This window comes from Orbaceae bacterium lpD02 (assembly GCA_036251875.1).
Classification (GTDB): Bacteria; Pseudomonadota; Gammaproteobacteria; order Enterobacterales; family Orbaceae; genus Orbus; species Orbus sturtevantii.
Map to the genome: position 1 here is coordinate 1,019,777 of CP133960.1, position 16,592 is coordinate 1,036,368.

Annotated in this window: 20 protein-coding genes; 3 read left to right on the forward strand and 17 right to left on the reverse strand. The window is 35.7% G+C overall.

The window, feature by feature from the left end:
* Positions 1-20: 20 nt before the first annotated feature.
* The 6 genes from tolA to trxA form a co-directional block, all read right to left on the reverse strand.
* Positions 21-869, reverse strand: coding sequence for a cell envelope integrity protein TolA (gene tolA / locus RHO12_04480; GenBank protein ID WVD67038.1), 849 nt, complete (start codon positions 867-869; stop codon positions 21-23).
* A gap of 158 nt (positions 870-1,027) precedes the next feature.
* Positions 1,028-1,447: a colicin uptake protein TolR gene (gene tolR, locus RHO12_04485; protein ID WVD67039.1), complete on the reverse strand. Its 420-nt coding sequence runs from the start codon at positions 1,445-1,447 to the stop codon at positions 1,028-1,030.
* A 5-nt stretch (positions 1,448-1,452) separates the two neighbouring features.
* Positions 1,453-2,124, reverse strand: a complete 672-nt coding sequence (gene tolQ / locus RHO12_04490) for a protein TolQ (protein ID WVD67040.1) — start codon at positions 2,122-2,124, stop codon at positions 1,453-1,455.
* Positions 2,121-2,531, reverse strand: a complete 411-nt coding sequence (gene ybgC, locus RHO12_04495) for a tol-pal system-associated acyl-CoA thioesterase (protein WVD67041.1) — start codon at positions 2,529-2,531, stop codon at positions 2,121-2,123. The genes tolQ and ybgC overlap by 4 nt, the downstream gene beginning before the upstream one ends.
* Before the next feature lie 258 nt (positions 2,532-2,789).
* A complete protein-coding gene (locus RHO12_04500; protein ID WVD67042.1) occupies positions 2,790-3,218 on the reverse strand; it encodes a universal stress protein in 429 nt (142 codons plus the stop codon).
* A gap of 135 nt (positions 3,219-3,353) precedes the next feature.
* Complete coding sequence (gene trxA / locus RHO12_04505) at positions 3,354-3,680, reverse strand: thioredoxin TrxA (protein ID WVD67043.1); 327 nt, start codon at positions 3,678-3,680, stop codon at positions 3,354-3,356.
* A gap of 190 nt (positions 3,681-3,870) precedes the next feature.
* Here trxA and rhlB point away from each other — a divergent pair, with 190 nt between their 5' ends.
* Positions 3,871-5,115, forward strand: coding sequence for an ATP-dependent RNA helicase RhlB (gene rhlB, locus RHO12_04510; protein ID WVD67044.1), 1,245 nt, complete (start codon positions 3,871-3,873; stop codon positions 5,113-5,115).
* Between the two features lie 3 nt (positions 5,116-5,118).
* Here the strand turns inward: rhlB and RHO12_04515 are convergent, their stop codons facing one another.
* Genes RHO12_04515 through RHO12_04530 form a run of 4 tightly spaced genes read right to left on the reverse strand, consistent with a single transcriptional unit; the run spans position 5,119 to position 6,919 of the window.
* On the reverse strand, positions 5,119-5,457 hold the full coding sequence (locus RHO12_04515; GenBank protein ID WVD67045.1) for a prepilin-type N-terminal cleavage/methylation domain-containing protein: 339 nt from the start codon (positions 5,455-5,457) through the stop codon (positions 5,119-5,121).
* On the reverse strand, positions 5,450-5,902 hold the full coding sequence (locus tag RHO12_04520) for a DUF2509 family protein (GenBank protein WVD67046.1): 453 nt from the start codon (positions 5,900-5,902) through the stop codon (positions 5,450-5,452). Before RHO12_04520 ends, RHO12_04515 begins: the two co-directional genes overlap by 8 nt.
* Positions 5,880-6,443 (reverse strand): prepilin peptidase-dependent protein, encoded by a 564-nt coding sequence (locus RHO12_04525; protein ID WVD67047.1) that lies wholly within the window; start codon positions 6,441-6,443, stop codon positions 5,880-5,882. The genes RHO12_04520 and RHO12_04525 overlap by 23 nt, the downstream gene beginning before the upstream one ends.
* On the reverse strand, positions 6,437-6,919 hold the full coding sequence (locus RHO12_04530) for a prepilin-type N-terminal cleavage/methylation domain-containing protein (protein ID WVD67048.1): 483 nt from the start codon (positions 6,917-6,919) through the stop codon (positions 6,437-6,439). The genes RHO12_04525 and RHO12_04530 overlap by 7 nt, the downstream gene beginning before the upstream one ends.
* A gap of 263 nt (positions 6,920-7,182) precedes the next feature.
* Here RHO12_04530 and epmA point away from each other — a divergent pair, with 263 nt between their 5' ends.
* Complete coding sequence (gene epmA / locus RHO12_04535) at positions 7,183-8,169, forward strand: elongation factor P--(R)-beta-lysine ligase (protein ID WVD67049.1); 987 nt, start codon at positions 7,183-7,185, stop codon at positions 8,167-8,169.
* A 2-nt stretch (positions 8,170-8,171) separates the two neighbouring features.
* Positions 8,172-9,512, forward strand: a complete 1,341-nt coding sequence (gene rmuC / locus RHO12_04540; protein ID WVD67050.1) for a DNA recombination protein RmuC — start codon at positions 8,172-8,174, stop codon at positions 9,510-9,512.
* 87 nt (positions 9,513-9,599) lie between these two features.
* Here the strand turns inward: rmuC and era are convergent, their stop codons facing one another.
* The 7 genes from era to rpoE all read right to left on the reverse strand — a co-directional run bounded on the left by era (position 9,600) and on the right by rpoE (position 16,494).
* Complete coding sequence (gene era, locus RHO12_04545; protein ID WVD67051.1) at positions 9,600-10,526, reverse strand: GTPase Era; 927 nt, start codon at positions 10,524-10,526, stop codon at positions 9,600-9,602.
* Entirely contained in the window at positions 10,523-11,209 is a 687-nt protein-coding gene (rnc, locus tag RHO12_04550) for a ribonuclease III (protein ID WVD67052.1), read from the reverse strand. Before rnc ends, era begins: the two co-directional genes overlap by 4 nt.
* A gap of 132 nt (positions 11,210-11,341) precedes the next feature.
* Positions 11,342-12,337, reverse strand: a complete 996-nt coding sequence (gene lepB / locus RHO12_04555; protein ID WVD67053.1) for a signal peptidase I — start codon at positions 12,335-12,337, stop codon at positions 11,342-11,344.
* A gap of 22 nt (positions 12,338-12,359) precedes the next feature.
* Positions 12,360-14,156 carry a translation elongation factor 4 gene (gene lepA, locus RHO12_04560; GenBank protein WVD67054.1) on the reverse strand — a complete coding sequence of 599 codons (1,797 nt, stop codon included), beginning with the start codon at positions 14,154-14,156 and terminating at the stop codon, positions 12,360-12,362.
* Positions 14,157-14,263: 107 nt separating this feature from the next.
* Complete coding sequence (locus tag RHO12_04565; protein WVD67055.1) at positions 14,264-15,310, reverse strand: MucB/RseB C-terminal domain-containing protein; 1,047 nt, start codon at positions 15,308-15,310, stop codon at positions 14,264-14,266.
* An 11-nt stretch (positions 15,311-15,321) separates the two neighbouring features.
* Complete coding sequence (locus tag RHO12_04570) at positions 15,322-15,882, reverse strand: RseA family anti-sigma factor (GenBank protein ID WVD67056.1); 561 nt, start codon at positions 15,880-15,882, stop codon at positions 15,322-15,324.
* A gap of 39 nt (positions 15,883-15,921) precedes the next feature.
* Positions 15,922-16,494: an RNA polymerase sigma factor RpoE gene (gene rpoE, locus RHO12_04575; protein ID WVD67057.1), complete on the reverse strand. Its 573-nt coding sequence runs from the start codon at positions 16,492-16,494 to the stop codon at positions 15,922-15,924.
* Positions 16,495-16,592: the final 98 nt, after the last annotated feature.

The following is a 16,592-nucleotide window of genomic DNA, read 5'->3' on the forward strand; positions in this document are numbered from 1 at the left end:
GATCAATTAATGTAAATTTATTAATTTGGCCTAAAATCAATCTCCAAGCTTTTTACTCGTTGGTACAATTGGCTATTTTTAGCTTTAGGCAGCGTTGCTAATTTAGTCGCTGAAATCGCTTCACGACAAAGTATTGGATCGCCCTCTTTTGCGGTGACACTCAATAAAAGTCCATCTGAAGCTATTTCGATTGCCAGCACACAATTTTTACCGCTATAAAGTTTAGGATTAATAAATTTATTACTAATAGCATTATTTATTTGCGATTTAAATTGTTCAAAATCAGCAGTTGATACCCCTTGTTGTGATTTAGGCACATTAGATGTTAATCCGCCTAAAATATCATCAAGAGCTTCCCGTTGTTGTTTCTCTTCTGCTGCTTTTCGTTTAGCTTCTTGGGCTGCTTTTTGCTTTTTTTGGTTCTCTTGCTCGACTTTTAAGCGTTGTTGTTCTAGCTGTTGTTTTTGTTTTTCAACCTCTTGTCTTGCTTGCTCCGCCTCTGCTAAAGCTTTCTGTGTCGCGAGCTCTGCTTGCTGTTTTGCAATTAAAGCTTGTTCTTGCTGCTCTTTAAGCTCCATTTTAGCTTTTTCTTCTTGTTGTCTCTGCTTATCAACTGCTAATAATCGTTCTTTTTCTAATGTTTTTAACCGTTGTTGCTCCGCAAGCTGCTGCTGCTGCAAATCTTGCGCTTGCTTTTCGATTTGCGCTTGTTGTTGCTGTTTAACTTGCTGGCTACTCACTCGATGCTGTAGCTGTCGCTGATACTGCTCTGACATAATATTACTATCAACCATTATTGCCTCAATTGATTGACTTTGAGCATTGCCACGATCGATAGAAGAGTAGTGCCATGCACTATAAGCAAGCATAATAATCACGCCTAGATGTAATAAGATAGACGTTGTAAGTGAAAGGCTAAACCTAGAGTTTATTTTCTTTGGCATAAAAGGTATTTCAACTAAGCTCCATTTTATTGCTCATAATATTCTACTATTAAAAAAGATCTATTTGCTCAAAACAAATAAATCTACATTGGTTGCGTCATTAATCCTACAGATTTAACACCCGCAGTTTGTAACAAATTAAGTGCATTAATGATTTCTTCATAAGGAACATTTTTTGATCCTCCCACTAGAAATACCGCTTTATCATTAGCCATTAATTGCTGTTTTACCTCAGCGATAATCTGCTCTTTAGGTAAATCAGACTGCCTGTCTTGGTCGATAATTAAGGTATACACACCAATCCCTGCAACTTCAATAATAATCGGTTTACTTTCTGATGATGCAACAGTTTGCGACTCTGATGCTTCAGGGAGATCAACCTCAACACTTTGGCTAATTATTGGCGCTGTTGCCATAAAAATGAGCACTAGCACCAAGAGAACATCCAGCAATGGTACAATATTTATTTCAGATTTAGTGGCATAACGTGATCTGCGACTCATATCAATTATTTCCTGACAGCAACGGCTTGACGTTGTAATATTGCTGAAAACTCATCAATAAAATTTAAAAAATTTTGCTCAAGACGGCTAACTTTTAATGTCAATCGATTAAATGCCATTACAGCAGGTATCGCAGCAAAAAGACCTATTGCGGTTGCAATCAAGGCTTCAGCAATACCTGGAGCGACCATTTGCAGCGTAGCTTGCTTTACTGCCCCTAAAGCGATAAAAGCGTGCATTATACCCCAAACTGTACCAAATAAGCCAATATATGGGCTAATTGATCCCACGGTACCTAACAATGGAATATTTTGTTCAAGCATATCAAGCTCACGATTCATCGATAAACGCATTGCTCTCGAGGCGCCATCAAGTGCGGCATTTGGCATATTAGGATTAATTTTATATAGGCGAGAAAACTCTTTAAAACCAGAATAAAAAATATGCTCGGTTCCCGTAATATTATCTTTATTTTTATCTGTTTCACTGTAAAGTGATTTGAGATCCTCTGTAGACCAAAATTGTTCATCAAAATCATCTATTTGTTTTTTTGCTTTCGTTAAAATACGACTACGCTGAAAGATCACCGCCCAAGATGCCACAGAAAAGCCTAGTAATATTAACATTATAAATTGAACTAAAAGACTTGCCCCTAAGAACAAATCAACAATATTCATATTTTCCACTTATTAAACTCCGAAATAAATAACTCAGGAAACATACATGGTTTCTTTTTATTAAGATCAACGCAAGCGATAACGACCTGTGCACTACTGTATAAAAGACCATTCTCATCAATAATTTTTTGTCTAAATACTAAGGAAGCGCGTTTAATACTTTCAATTTCACTGCGCACAATTAATAAATTATCTAAACGAGCAGGATAAACGTAGTCAATGCTCATTTTTTTTACCACAAAGGCAACAGCATGGTTTTCCAGTAAAAATTGCTGATTAATGTTAAATTGTCTCAGCATCTCAGTTCTTGCGTGCTCATAAAAAGCTAGGTAACGAGCATGGTAAACAACGCCACCTGCGTCTGTATCATCATAATAAACCCTTATAGGCCAATCAAACTCTTTCATAACAGCTGCTCTTATAATTTATTGATATTATATATTGATTAAAATATGATTGTTAACTTAAATTTGATAAAGCAATATAAATATCAGCTTATACACTGTAAATGTTGCATTATACAGAAATTTCGATATAAAAATAAGTTAATAATACTATTTTAATAGCAATAACAATCGTATATTAGCTCTATAATATATAACGATAGACAAATAAAAACAATTATCATTATCAATTACCCATCTATCGTTAAAGTTCTCATATTGTTAGCGAATAACTAATACTGGTGTTTTTGCATATCTTACGACCGCTGAAGCATTAGAGCCCAGCAAATGAGTTGATATATTTGGTCTTCTAGAGCCAAGCACAATCAAATCAGGTTGTAGCTCACTGGCAATAGATAAAATTTCATCACGAGGGTTACCAAAAGCAATAGCATAAGATAAATTGTCTTTTGGTAAATCAATATCATTAATTAACTCGACTAGCCACTTTTCAGCCTGAACTGTCGCCTTATCTTTAAATTCATCAAAACCAAATGAATATGCATTAACAATTGCTGAGGCCACAGGTAAAACATGAAAAAACTTGACTTTTGCATTGGACAACTTGGCTAAATAAGTAACATGAGGAAGCACTTTTTTAGTCAATTCTTTTTCTATAATATCAATAGGCACTAATATAGATTGATACATTTTCTCCTCCGAGTTTAATTTCAGCATAAACCGATAGCTAGTTTAACTCGCTCAAGCAGAAAAATTCAATAAGAGTAATGGGAATAAAATCAAACTGATATTCCCTTTGCCTGCAAGCAAAGGGAATAAATGATATTAAAGATGATTATCTAAAAAAGTTTTTAGCTGTAATTTAGAGAGTGCTCCAACTTGAGTTGCAACAACACTACCATTTTTGAATAGTAATAATGTTGGGATCCCTCTAATTCCAAATTTTGGCGAAATAGATGGATTTTGATCAACATTTAATTTAGCCACTACCAACTGTTCACCATACTCCTGAGCTATCTCTTCAAGAATAGGCGCAATCATTTTACATGGGCCACACCAATCAGCCCAAAAATCAACTAGAACTGGCTTATCATTATTTATAACTATTTTGTCAAAATCAGTTTCTGCTAATGAAACGGTAAAACTGCTCATTTTGTTCTCCACAAAGTCAATTATTATATTATTCACAAGTATACTTAAGTATTTTAGATAAATTTTATGCTAAATTTTTTTTTTTCACTACTAATTGAAATAATAGGAAAGAATAATTAGTACGGTATTTTTATTTAATGTGTTATAATTACAACAATTTTTGAAAAATTCATATTATGTAAAACAACTTATGGCACAATCCTATCTTACTCAAACTCTTTTTGAACAATTTGACTTACATCCGTTTGTGCTCAATGCATTGCAAAAAAATGGTTTTTCTTATTGTACCCCAATTCAAGAACAGTCTTTAGCTTTTACTCTAAAAGGACTTGATATAGCAGGACAAGGACAAACCGGCACAGGAAAAACAATTGCATTTTTAACAGCAACGTTCAACTATTTATTGAATAATGCGGCTCCTGAAGGTCGTAAAAAAAATCAACCAAGAGCAGTAATTATAGCTCCGACGAGAGAGCTTGCTGTGCAAATTCACAATGATGCTCAAATTTTTGCCGATATTGCAAACCTACGTTTAGGCTTAGCATTTGGTGGGGATGGCTATGATAAACAACTAAAAGTACTCGCTGATGGCGTCGATATCTTGATTGCAACGACCGGACGGTTAATTGATTATGCAAAGCAAGACTACATCAATTTAGAAGCTGTACAAGTTGTTGTATTAGATGAAGCAGATCGAATGTTTGATTTAGGATTTATTCGTGATATTCGTTGGCTATTTCGCCACATGACCCCACCGAAAAAACGACTTACCATGTTATTTTCGGCGACCTTATCTCATAATGTTAGAGAACTCGCATTTGAGCATATGAATGAACCTAAATATATCGAAGTTGAACCTGAGCAAAAAATTGGTCATCGAATTAAAGAAGAGTTATTTTTTCCATCTAATGAAGATAAGCTAGCATTATTACAAACCCTTATTGAAGAAGAATGGCCAGATCGCGCTATTATTTTTGCTAATACTAAAATCGCCTGTGAAAAAATCTGGCGTCACCTAGCCGCTGATGGTCTTCGTGTTGGTTTACTTAATGGTGATATAGCACAGAAAAAACGCCTCGCTGTACTTGAAAAATTTACGCAAGGCGATTTGGATATTTTAGTCGCGACAGATGTAGCAGCCAGGGGATTGCATATTCCGCATGTTACTCATGTCTTTAACTATGATCTCCCTGATGATAGTGATGATTACCGTCATCGCATCGGTAGGACGGGTCGAGCCGGCGATGATGGTCACTCGATTTCATTTGCCTGTGAGAAATATGCACATAATCTACCCGCCATTGAGATTGCAATTGAACATGCAATACCGGTTAGTCACTATGACCCTAGCGCTTTATTAACAGATCTACCTAAACCAAAAACTCCGCGCCAATTTAACCAACGTCGCACTAAGCGACCAGCCACCAAAGCATAAAATTTATTTATCTTGCTGACAAAATAACCTCTCTTGGCTAATGCTATTACCAAAGAGAGGTTGAATAATGACTTTTACAATATCGCAATGATAATTATATTTTGTTTTATTTACTTGATATTGCCAACCATTAGGTAACTTTACCGCTATCGAATCAGGATAGACATCTAATAGCTGAAAAGCCATTTGTTCTGCATGTGACTTTTTATTTGCCAGATCAATATTAGTCGATAAAGTCGACTGCAAATTAATTAGCCCCAACATAATGCTACAGATGATCAGAGTGGCTATCAATACCTCAAATAATGATGAGCCAGCCATTTTTTCGTATTGACTATTCATCGCAGTTAGATTCTCTATTATCTGGGCAATAATCTAGCCAATGCCCATTTTCAATTGATAATAAACCATTATGCTGATTGTATGTCGCTAAATGGTAACGCTTTATTTGCTCAAACGTACCACGAATAATGACATAAGGTCCCGTCGATAAACTAGATTTTTTAATGCATGCATTAAGTTCTAGAGAAGCTAAACGTTGACACTGCCAAAGCTGTGTTGGTTCTGACCATGCTAACGTAATGGCCCATTGTATCGAGGATAGTGCTCGATTTTCAGCAATATAGTATTGTTTTTTATAAATCATTTTTTTTTGTGCTAAAAAAGAGGTTCGACCAAACTCAGCAATAAGTATTCCTCCGAGCAATAGTAGAATCATCGCCATGCCAAGCGCGCTAAATCCTTGGCAATTCTGTAGTGAAGTTTTAGCTATTTTGGTTTTTAACATAATAAACGGCTTGGTAACGAGCTGTAGGATAGTGCTTTAACTGAACTGCAATATTTAGCTCGGTATAATGTAAATACTGCTTTGCTTGGAAATGGATAATATCTATTTCATTTGGATCAAATAATTTGTCCCAACGCGTCTGAGTGCTATGGCAATTATTTATGCCTGATTGGGCATCTAAGCTATTTTTATAATAGCGATATGCAAAAACATCTGAGCGTTGAGGATTAGATAAATCATAACGCCATTTGCCACTACTTGTCGCATCATAACGTAAAATTATACAGTCTCCTGTTGAATTAATTTCTATTGCAGGTTTGGTTATATTTGTTTTCGAATTAGCGATAAAACCAGCACGCCGAATATCTTTAATTAATCCATATAAGGCTTGATTAGTCGCTTCTTCTAAACGATTTTGCTGATAGATTTTTATTATTGCCAAATTGAATTTGGGATAAAAAGCGACAATACTTAACATAATCAAAGACGTGAGAGCTAAGCTGAGTAGCATTTCAAATAGGGAAAAGCCTCGATTTAGCATTGATGAAATCCAGCTAAATAAGTATCATAACTACAATAACGAATTCGCCCTGGTAACGAAATAATAATTCTACTCTCGCCAATCTTATTTTTTAAGCGAATCGTTGCCGCTTTAGCCGAATTTCGTCGTCCATAAAATACTAACGGAGCATCTGCTTTTAAACCTCCTAACTCAATAAATCCAGTTTTAGGAATAAAATTAAATTTAGTTTGGCAACTAGCTGGTTTATTTTTTTCACTTGCGACCAAGCACCAATCATATTCACTCTTTTTTAAAAGGTATATACTTTGGTTATAGTTATACAAATTTGCATCTATTTTAACGGCATTTAAAAATTGCATCACCCCACGGGTTACTGATGAAAGCTCACTTCTAGCTTGTAAATCACGCCAACTACCTACACCGACCACGGCCACTATTGACATGATAATTATTACAATAAGCAATTCTAAGAGCGAGAAACCAGATGAATTCATAATCTTGATACCTATAAATCATAATAACTATTCTAAGAGTAGAAAGAAATACAAGATCCTCCTTAAGTAGAGTTTATATTTGAGACTGTTTTCGCAGATATAATAATCATTTACCCGCGACATCAATAAAACTAAAATATAAGTTGTCGATTTGTTTAAAATCAGCAAATATTACCTTTTATTATTGAATTTATTTATTTAAACTAAGCACAATTTTGATGATAAATTCCATTTATATTTACTGCATAAGAGTTACTCAAATTATGATAATGACCGAAAATTGGCAACCAACCGCATCTATCGATCTTTTACTAAAACGCGCTAAGCTCCTAAAAAAAATCCGCGATTTTTTTGCTGATCGTTGTGTCCTAGAGGTCGAAACGCCTATCTTGAGCCATGCCGCAGTAACTGATCTACATTTGAGTTCTTTTGAAACTATATTTAATAAACCGGGAAAAAATGATCCGCAGGCAGGTCAAAAGCTAGCACTAATAACAAGTCCTGAATATCATATGAAGCGCCTTATTGCTGCAGGTAGTGGCCCTATTTATCAAATTTGTAAATGTTTCCGTAATCATGAAGAAATTGGTCGCTATCATAACCCTGAATTTACAATGTTAGAGTGGTACCGAATCCAATTTGATATGATGCAAATAATCAATGAAGTCGATGACCTTTTTCAACTTATTCTTGACAGTGAACCAGCTGAACATCTTAGTTATCAAAGTGCTTTTATTAAATATCTTAATATTGATCCACTGACCGCAAATAGAGATGAATTCGTTAATGCTATCAAAAAATTAGCGTTAAATTTTGATACTGATGGGGCTGATATTAATACATTACAGCAATTTTTATTTACATTCGGTATTGAACCTTATATTGGCAAAGATAAACCTACGGTTGTTTATCACTTCCCTGCTTCCCAAGCGGCCCTTGCCGAAATCTGCAGCGAAGATCAACGCACAGCAAAACGTTTTGAGTTCTATTATCAAGGTGTGGAATTGGCAAATGGTTTTAAAGAATTAGTAAATGCTAAAGAACAAAGAATTCGCTTCGAACAAGATAATCAAGAACGTGCCGCTAGAGGTTTTCCGCCACAAGTAATCGATGAATACCTGTTGTCAGCTATGAATGCGGGTTTACCTGAATGCTCTGGTGTTGCGGTAGGACTCGATAGGCTTATTATGCTGGCACTCAAACAGACCACTATTAGCCAAGTAATGAGTTTTAATTTGGAGAATGCTTAAATATGGCGGCTTTTACTATCTATATGTTACTCATTCCAATTAGTATTGCTGCTATTATTATTTTGATGCTGGCCATCTGGATTATCCGCCTACGCTTAAATCAAGATAATCAACAACAACTATTTATAATACAAATCGAGCAGAAAAAGCAAGATAATCAAACTTTGTTAGAACGACTAACGCTACTACAAAATGAACTTAATAGCAGCCAACAAAAAAATCTTGAACTGAGTGTCGATGCCCGTGAGCTAAAAACCCGCCTTGAAGAGACAAAAATACTCGCAGAGGAGAAACAAAAAATATTAATTCAAAGTGAACAGCGATTAACAGAGCAATTCGAAAATTTGGCTAATCGCATTTTTGATAATAGTGGTAAAAAAATTGAACAACAAAATCAACAAAGTTTAAACCATTTATTAACCCCACTAAAAGAACAGTTAGATGGCTTTAAAAAACAAGTCCAAGACAGTTTTGGCCAAGAAGCTAAAGAGCGCCATACCTTAACATTTGAGATCCGTAATTTACAAAAACTTAATGACCAAATGGCAAAGGAAGCGGTTAATCTAACTAATGCCCTCAAAGGTAATAATAAAACTCAAGGCAACTGGGGGGAGGTGATTCTTAATCGTATTTTAGAAAACTCAGGCTTACGTGAGGGCTATGAGTATGAATTACAAGTTAGCTTAACTAATGACAATAAACAGCGTATGCAACCTGATGTTATTGTGCATTTACCACAAGGTAATGATGTCATTATTGATTCAAAAATGACGTTGATTGCTTATGAGCGCTATTTCAATAGTGATGATGAGCATGAAAAGACAAAAGCAATGTCTGAACATCTTATTGCAGTGCGTAATCATATAAAGCAGCTTAGCCAAAAAGACTATCACAAACTTAATGGTGTGAAGTCACTTGATTATATTTTGATGTTTATTCCTGTTGAGCCCGCATTTTTGGCAGCAATAAATCAAGATCCTGCGTTGATTAACGATGCGCTTAAACAAAACATCATGATCGTAAGCCCTACCACCTTATTAGTTGCCCTTCGCACCATTAATAACTTATGGCGCTATGAGTATCAAAGTCGTAATGCTGAGCTCATTGCCGATCGTGCGAGTAAGCTGTATGACAAAGTTCGTGGCTTTGTCGAGGATATGGAAAGCCTAGGCGGCAGCTTAGATAAAGCTCAGCAAACTTACCAGAGTTCCATGAATAAGTTAGCTAAAGGTAAAGGTAACATTATTGGTCAAATTGAGCAATTTCGTAATATGGGGATTGACGTTAAAAAACCCATGAAAACAGAGATTAGTGAATCTGCGTTAGAAGAGCTAGAGGACTGAAAAAAATAGTGACAGTCCTCTATGCTAAATTCAGCTAGTGCTGCACGAGATTCATAAATTTATACTACGGCTATGTGCTACAAAAAATTAATTATCGTCACCGTAACCAAGACTTCGTAATGCTCGCTCATCATCAGCCCAGCCAGCTTTAACTTTAACCCAAAGCTCGAGATGCACTTTTGCTTGGAAAAACTCTTGCATATCCTTACGAGACTCTATACCAATTTTTTTAATTTTTTCACCTTGATTGCCTATGACCATTTTCTTTTGGCCATCTCGTTCAACAAGAATCAAACCATTAATACGGTGCATGCCTGTTTTTTCATCGACTTTAAATTGTTCAATTTCAACTGTAACCGAATAAGGTAATTCATCACCTAAAAAACGCATTAATTTTTCGCGAATAATTTCAGATGCCATAAAGCGCTGTGAACGGTCGGTAATATAATCTTCTGGAAAGTGGTGTTCGCCAACAGGTAAATGCTTTTTAACAATCGATTTTATAATATCAACTCCCTCGCCGTTTTCAGCGCTAATTGGGATGACATCCATAAAATTAAGCTTTTGGCTAATATCTTGTATGTGAGGTAATAATTTAGTTTTATCTTGCACATTATCAATTTTATTAATAATTAATAATATAGGGCATTTCACATCTTTAAGCTTATTGACTACCATATCATCATCATCAGTCCAACGTGTCCCTTCAACTACAAATAAAATTAGTTCAACATTACCAATTGAGCTACTGGCTGCTCGATTCATTAAACGGTTAATCGCCCGTTTTTCTTCAATATGCAAACCTGGGGTGTCAATATAAATAACTTGATCATTTTCCTCTGTATCAATTCCTAAAATACGATGACGGGTAGTTTGAGCCTTACGTGAAGTAATTGAAATTTTTTGTCCTAGTAACTGATTTAATAATGTTGATTTACCAACGTTTGGCCGTCCCACGATGGAAACAAAGCCACAATGTAATACATTACCATCTTTTATAGTTTGATCTGTCATTTGATACCTAAATTATCTATTGCCGCTTGGGCAGCGATTTGTTCAGCTTTACGTCGATTGACACCACGCCCCATGTATTGATTATTATCGTTTTCGAGTTTACATTGGATCACAAATTCTTGTTCATGATCGTTACCAATAACTTCTACAATCAAATAGATAGGTCTTGCTTGGTGAATACCTTGTAAATACTCTTGCAAGCGCGTCTTGGCGTCTTTTTGCTTAATACCTGGTTGAATATTTTCTAAACGACTTTGATACCACTCTAAAATTAAATTTTTAATAACGTCAATATTGCTATCTAAATAAATTGCGCCAATTATAGCCTCAACAGCATCAGATATAATTGACTCTCGGCGATGTCCGCCACTTTTTAATTCACCTTGGCCTAAAATTAGGCAATCACCAATATTAAAATCTTGACCAATTACAGCTAACATTTCGCCACAAACAAGAGTAGAACGCATTTGGCTTAAATCCCCTTCGTCAACTAATGGGAAACGTTTAAATAATGCTTCGGCAATTACAAAACTTAAAATAGAATCGCCAAGGTACTCTAAGCGTTCATTATGAGCTTTATCTGCGCTGCGATGGGTTAGCGCTCTCGCTAATAAAGTAATGTTATTAAACGAGTAACCAATTAGCTTTTGTAATCTAATTAGTGGTTGTTCATGTTGTTTCATCACTAGTTTACTCATGATATTAGAGGATAAATAATTCTTTAACCGAGCTCATTTTTGTTTTTTTAAATAAAATAGCGCCCATAAAAGGACGCCTTAAAGCTTAACATATTAGCTACTTTTATCACAATAGTATTAGTGAACCGTTCCAATACGATTAAATCGAATACCAGTAGGCCATTCATTTGGTTGTTTCTCAAAACTAATCCAAATTGCAGACACTTTACCTACAAAATTCTTCTCAGGCACAAATCCCCAAAAACGGCTGTCATCACTATTATCTCGATTATCACCCATCATAAAATAGCTACGTTCCGGTACGACCCATTCACCTGGCTTTTGGCCTGGTTGCTTATACATTTCATTAAGACCAAATGAAAGGATTGGCAACAATAAAATTTCATGCTTTTCCTCACCTAATGTTTCTTGTCTTTTGTTTAGTGAAAAAGAGACCACGGAGTTATTTGAGGGTAAATCCAACTCTGCATACTGTTTATCTGTATAAAAATTGGCACCTGAATTGCTAAAAACTTCGTTCCAACCACTCACTTCAATGTCAGTATAATCTAAGTTTAGGGGTATGCTTTGTTGTCCTTGGCAATTGTTGTCATCACTTAGACACGCGGGATAAATAGTCAGCTCTTTATTCTCTGGATTATAAATAATTTTATCTCCTGGAGTACCAACCACTCGCTTCACAAAATCAACCGATGGATTTCTAGGATCTTTAAATACCGCGATATCACCGCGTTTTGGCGTACCAGTTGGAATAATGGTAGTATTTGTGATTGGATCTTTTATTCCATACGAATATTTTTGTACTGCAATAAAATCACCAATTAAAAGCGTTTCCATCATCGAACCGGATGGGATCTGGAATGGTTCAAAAATAAAAGAGCGGATCACAAATACCACAAACAATACAGGAAAAAAAGATGCTAAAGAGTCTACCCAACTTTTAGGGCTGCCTACTTGAGCAAGAATTTTACCATCAATTTTACCATCAGTCTGTTTTCTGACCTCTTCAACTTTACGTTGTCTTGCCGGTCGCCATTTAAACTTTTCCAGAAACCATAAAATTCCTGTAAAAAAAGTTACTAATGTCAATATAATAGCAAACATTCCAGCCATTGAACTTCCTCACTTAAATTAATTATTCTTTACCTACATGTAAGATGGCCAAAAACGCTTCTTGAGGTAATTCGACATTACCAACTTGTTTCATCCGTTTTTTACCATCTTTTTGTTTTTGTAGCAGCTTTTTCTTGCGGCTAACATCACCACCGTAACATTTTGCTAATACGTTTTTCCTAAGCTGCTTGACTGTTGAACGTGCAATAACATGGTTACCAATTGCAGCTTGAATGGCAATGTCAAATTGCTGGCGAGGAATTAGCTCTTTCATCTTTTCAACAAGTTCTCGACCTCGATAAGGCGCATTGTCTTTATGCGTAATTAAGGCTAATGCGTCCACTCGCTCACTATTAATTAAGACGTCTAATCTTACCATATTCGCATTTTGAAAGCGTTTAAAACCATAATCTAAGGAAGCGTAACCCCGAGAAGTCGACTTTAACTTATCAAAAAAGTCTAGCACAACCTCTGCCATTGGGATTTCGTAAGTCAGCGCAACTTGGTTGCCATGGTACACCATATTCGTTTGTATACCTCGTTTTTCAACACAAAGGGTAATCACGTTACCTAGATAGGCTTGAGGAACCAGAATATTACATTCGGCAATCGGTTCTCGCAATTCAAGTATATTGTTAATAGCCGGTAATTTTGATGGACTATCAACATAAACGGTTTCATTTGATGTTGTTAATATTTCATAAACTACTGTCGGAGCTGTAGTTATCAGATCAAGATTGTATTCCCGTTCTAAGCGCTCTTGAATAATCTCCATGTGAAGCAATCCAAGAAAACCACAACGAAAACCAAAACCCAAAGCTGTTGATGTTTCTGGTTCATAAAACAAAGACGCATCATTTAAGCTTAACTTACCGAGCGCGTCTCTAAAGGCTTCATAATCATCAGAACTAGTTGGGAACAACCCTGCATAAACCTGAGGTTTGACTCTTTTAAAACCAGGTAAGGCATTATCGGCCGGGTTACGAGCAAGTGTTAGCGTATCACCCACTGGAGCGCCAAGTATATCTTTAATAGCACAAACAACCCAGCCTACTTCTCCGCAAGCTAGTATATTTTTATCAATCTGTTTAGGTGTAAAAATACCTAAGCGATCAACATTATATGTTATGCCAGTACTCATAACTTTAATTTTATCACCTTTACGTAATTCACCATTTTTTACGCGAATAAGTGAAACCACGCCAAGATAGTTATCAAACCATGAGTCGATAATCAAAGCCTGTAGCGGCGCATTATCATCGCCAGTTGGGGCGGGGATTTCTTTTACTAAGCGTTCAATCACATCGATAACACCTACGCCAGTCTTAGCTGAGCAGCGCACTGCGTCAGAAGCATCTATACCGACAATATCTTCAATCTCTTGTGCGACTCGTTCAGGCTCTGCAGCAGGGAGATCTATTTTATTCAAAACAGGAACAACTTCTAAATTCATGTCAATTGCCGTATAGCAATTTGCTAAAGTCTGCGCTTCAACACCTTGGCCTGCATCGACAACGAGTAAGGCGCCTTCACATGCAGCAAGCGAGCGCGATACTTCGTACGAAAAATCGACATGGCCTGGTGTATCAATAAAATTAAGCTGATAAATTTGCCCATCTTTTGCATGATAATCAAGGGTAACGCTTTGCGCCTTAATGGTTATACCACGCTCTCGCTCAAGATCCATAGAGTCAAGCACTTGTGCTTCCATTTCGCGATCAGATAGTCCCCCACAAATTTGGATAATACGATCGGATAAAGTTGATTTGCCATGATCAATATGGGCAATAATTGAGAAATTTCGGATATTTTTGTTCATATCAATTATTTTCAGTTAATTTTTCGCTAGTTAGATACTTTAAATTAAGCACAGCATTCTACACATTAATCTGCTTTAAGCAAAGCCCTACATGAGCCGATTTTTAATCATGGCAATTTAATATTTATGCTATTAGCGATATGTTCAATTGTTTCAGGAGGAAGATCACCGATAATAACAATATTCATATGATTAATATTTGCCGAATAAATAGTCCGTTCACCTTGCGCAATTACGTTTGCTAACTTGTTGGCTAAAGGGCTTTTTGAGACATTGACAGAGAAAGAGAAGACTCCATCAGAAAATATTCCCGTATCAATATTTGTTTTATCAAAATCAAAATTATAAGCAGATATTTCGCTAAATCCTTTAGGTAGAAAATCGATTTGCCACGAATTTACTTGCTGTTTTTCCTTATTAATTGGGATAATAATTGGATAATCTCTATCTTCAATATAATTTTTAAAAGCATGCTTATCAAAATCGAAATTAACATCTAACACTTTAATTTGTTTAATTATTTTTGAATTCAAATCAAGCAAATCGATACGTAAAGGCAAATTACTGTCATCATCAATCCATAATACATAGTTATAACGATCTTTATCTTTAGGAATAATTCTCACTAATTGGCTGTTACGATTAGCGGTTCTACTTTTACCTAATAGTACAAAATCATAATATTCGCTTAATTTATTAAAATCACTATAAATAATATCAGGAAACGCTTCGATTATATGCTTAATAGCAAGAGAAAATGATTCACTTTCAGGTTGGAAATAGCTTACGGTATCGTTATGTAAAATGATCTCTTTAGGAGCGCCTTCTAAATATAATAAATTAGCATAATTTTCATTATTTGCACCTAAATGGCGATATTGAAAAGTGTTCGAATAACCATTAGATTCTTGCTGTACAAAATGAATTTTATAATCAGTATTTAGTACCGTATTTTTCATATTATTTAAAAGAGTAATAACCGATTCATCGATGGCGCTTTGTCTAGGCATTGAATCTAAATCATCACCAACGCTGGTATTTAAAGGCTCAGAGAAGACGTAAAAGGAGAAACAACATAATGTTATAATTAAAACGGCTTTCATCCATTTTAGTGGTAAAACAATAAACTCGGCTTTAAATAAATTTGCTATCATTATAGAACAAACTATTGTTGCACATTTAAACGTTTTCGTAACTCATAATCCTGAATCAAAAAACGTATTTTGCTATACTCTTCAGACTCCGCCGTGTCTTGCTGTGTCTGATTTTGCCCTGTCGCTATGCCACCAACCGGGGACACATTGACACCAATCGGTACAGTATTTAAAACTGGTGATGCATCATTATTAACAGAGCTCTGTTGATGATATTGAACCCCAGCAATAATTCCGAGCGTAACACAGGCAGCAAGACCAACTTGACTCAATTTGCTCACGGCATCTTTTGTCTTCGGCCAAAAATTGCGTGCTAATCTTGAAGGTGAGACTTGGTTAGCCTTCTCTTGATTGAATAACTCCTCTAAATCAATAGCACTAGCAACTTTATTGCTAATATCCCATGTTAAAACACTGCTATATAATCTTCCTTGCATCACATCCCGAGCAACATGATAACGATACCAACTCTGTTTAAGTTCTTCATCACCTACCACAGAATCAATGACCTGAGCATCAATTTGATTACCATCCATTAACGATGAAAGTTGTTCTTTATGCCCTTTTAACATAGTTTGCCTTTTCTAATCTTATTGATTTAATCATATTTACTAACTTAATAATGGTTTTAGCTTTTCATCTATTGCTTCACGAGCCCTGAAAATACGAGAACGAACGGTCCCCACAGGGGTATTCATTATTTCAGCTATTTCCTCATAACTTAAACCGTCTATCTCTCTGAGTGTAATTGCTGTTTTTAAATCTTCTGTTAGCGATTCAATAGTTTGAAAAACTACTCTTTTTATTTCATCCGATAAGACTATGCTTTCCGGATTATTAATATCTCTTAATAAATCAGCACCTTCATATGTTTCCGCCTCAGCAGCATCAATATCCGAAGACGGTGGACGCCGACCTTGTGCTATCAAATAATTTTTAGCTGTATTAACAGCTATCCGGTATAACCATGTATAAAATACACTTTCACCTTTAAAAGAGCTTAAAGAACGGTATGCCCGAATAAACGTCTCTTGTACTACATCGGGAACTTCTGACGGTAATACATAACGAGATACTAAATGAGCTAATCGACTTTGATAACGCGTTACCAAAAGATTAAAGGCATTTTTATTGCCAGCAAGCACTCGGTCAACCAATACTTGATCGGTTACTTGTTCTCCCATTTAAGACCATTCCTCATTATTATTCCTTCATCCCCATATATAGTCAAAAATGCCGATACAATATATTAGAGTCTAATAAATTAAAAAAGTTCCCGTTA

What these genes read in the sequence shown, in the direction of transcription:
- tolA (WVD67038.1), bottom strand. Translation starts at nt 869, where the DNA reads ATGCTTGCTTATAGTGCATGGCACTACTCTTCTATCGATCGTGGCAAT.
- tolR (WVD67039.1), bottom strand. Translation starts at nt 1,447, where the DNA reads ATGAGTCGCAGATCACGTTATGCCACTAAATCTGAAATAAATATTGTA.
- tolQ (WVD67040.1), bottom strand. Translation starts at nt 2,124, where the DNA reads ATGAATATTGTTGATTTGTTCTTAGGGGCAAGTCTTTTAGTTCAATTT.
- ybgC (WVD67041.1), bottom strand. Translation starts at nt 2,531, where the DNA reads ATGAAAGAGTTTGATTGGCCTATAAGGGTTTATTATGATGATACAGAC.
- RHO12_04500 (WVD67042.1), bottom strand. Translation starts at nt 3,218, where the DNA reads ATGTATCAATCTATATTAGTGCCTATTGATATTATAGAAAAAGAATTG.
- trxA (WVD67043.1), bottom strand. Translation starts at nt 3,680, where the DNA reads ATGAGCAGTTTTACCGTTTCATTAGCAGAAACTGATTTTGACAAAATA.
- rhlB (WVD67044.1), top strand. Translation starts at nt 3,871, where the DNA reads ATGGCACAATCCTATCTTACTCAAACTCTTTTTGAACAATTTGACTTA.
- RHO12_04515 (WVD67045.1), bottom strand. Translation starts at nt 5,457, where the DNA reads ATGAATAGTCAATACGAAAAAATGGCTGGCTCATCATTATTTGAGGTA.
- RHO12_04520 (WVD67046.1), bottom strand. Translation starts at nt 5,902, where the DNA reads ATGTTAAAAACCAAAATAGCTAAAACTTCACTACAGAATTGCCAAGGA.
- RHO12_04525 (WVD67047.1), bottom strand. Translation starts at nt 6,443, where the DNA reads ATGCTAAATCGAGGCTTTTCCCTATTTGAAATGCTACTCAGCTTAGCT.
- RHO12_04530 (WVD67048.1), bottom strand. Translation starts at nt 6,919, where the DNA reads ATGAATTCATCTGGTTTCTCGCTCTTAGAATTGCTTATTGTAATAATT.
- epmA (WVD67049.1), top strand. Translation starts at nt 7,183, where the DNA reads ATGATAATGACCGAAAATTGGCAACCAACCGCATCTATCGATCTTTTA.
- rmuC (WVD67050.1), top strand. Translation starts at nt 8,172, where the DNA reads ATGGCGGCTTTTACTATCTATATGTTACTCATTCCAATTAGTATTGCT.
- era (WVD67051.1), bottom strand. Translation starts at nt 10,526, where the DNA reads ATGACAGATCAAACTATAAAAGATGGTAATGTATTACATTGTGGCTTT.
- rnc (WVD67052.1), bottom strand. Translation starts at nt 11,209, where the DNA reads ATGAAACAACATGAACAACCACTAATTAGATTACAAAAGCTAATTGGT.
- lepB (WVD67053.1), bottom strand. Translation starts at nt 12,337, where the DNA reads ATGGCTGGAATGTTTGCTATTATATTGACATTAGTAACTTTTTTTACA.
- lepA (WVD67054.1), bottom strand. Translation starts at nt 14,156, where the DNA reads ATGAACAAAAATATCCGAAATTTCTCAATTATTGCCCATATTGATCAT.
- RHO12_04565 (WVD67055.1), bottom strand. Translation starts at nt 15,310, where the DNA reads ATGATAGCAAATTTATTTAAAGCCGAGTTTATTGTTTTACCACTAAAA.
- RHO12_04570 (WVD67056.1), bottom strand. Translation starts at nt 15,882, where the DNA reads ATGTTAAAAGGGCATAAAGAACAACTTTCATCGTTAATGGATGGTAAT.
- rpoE (WVD67057.1), bottom strand. Translation starts at nt 16,494, where the DNA reads ATGGGAGAACAAGTAACCGATCAAGTATTGGTTGACCGAGTGCTTGCT.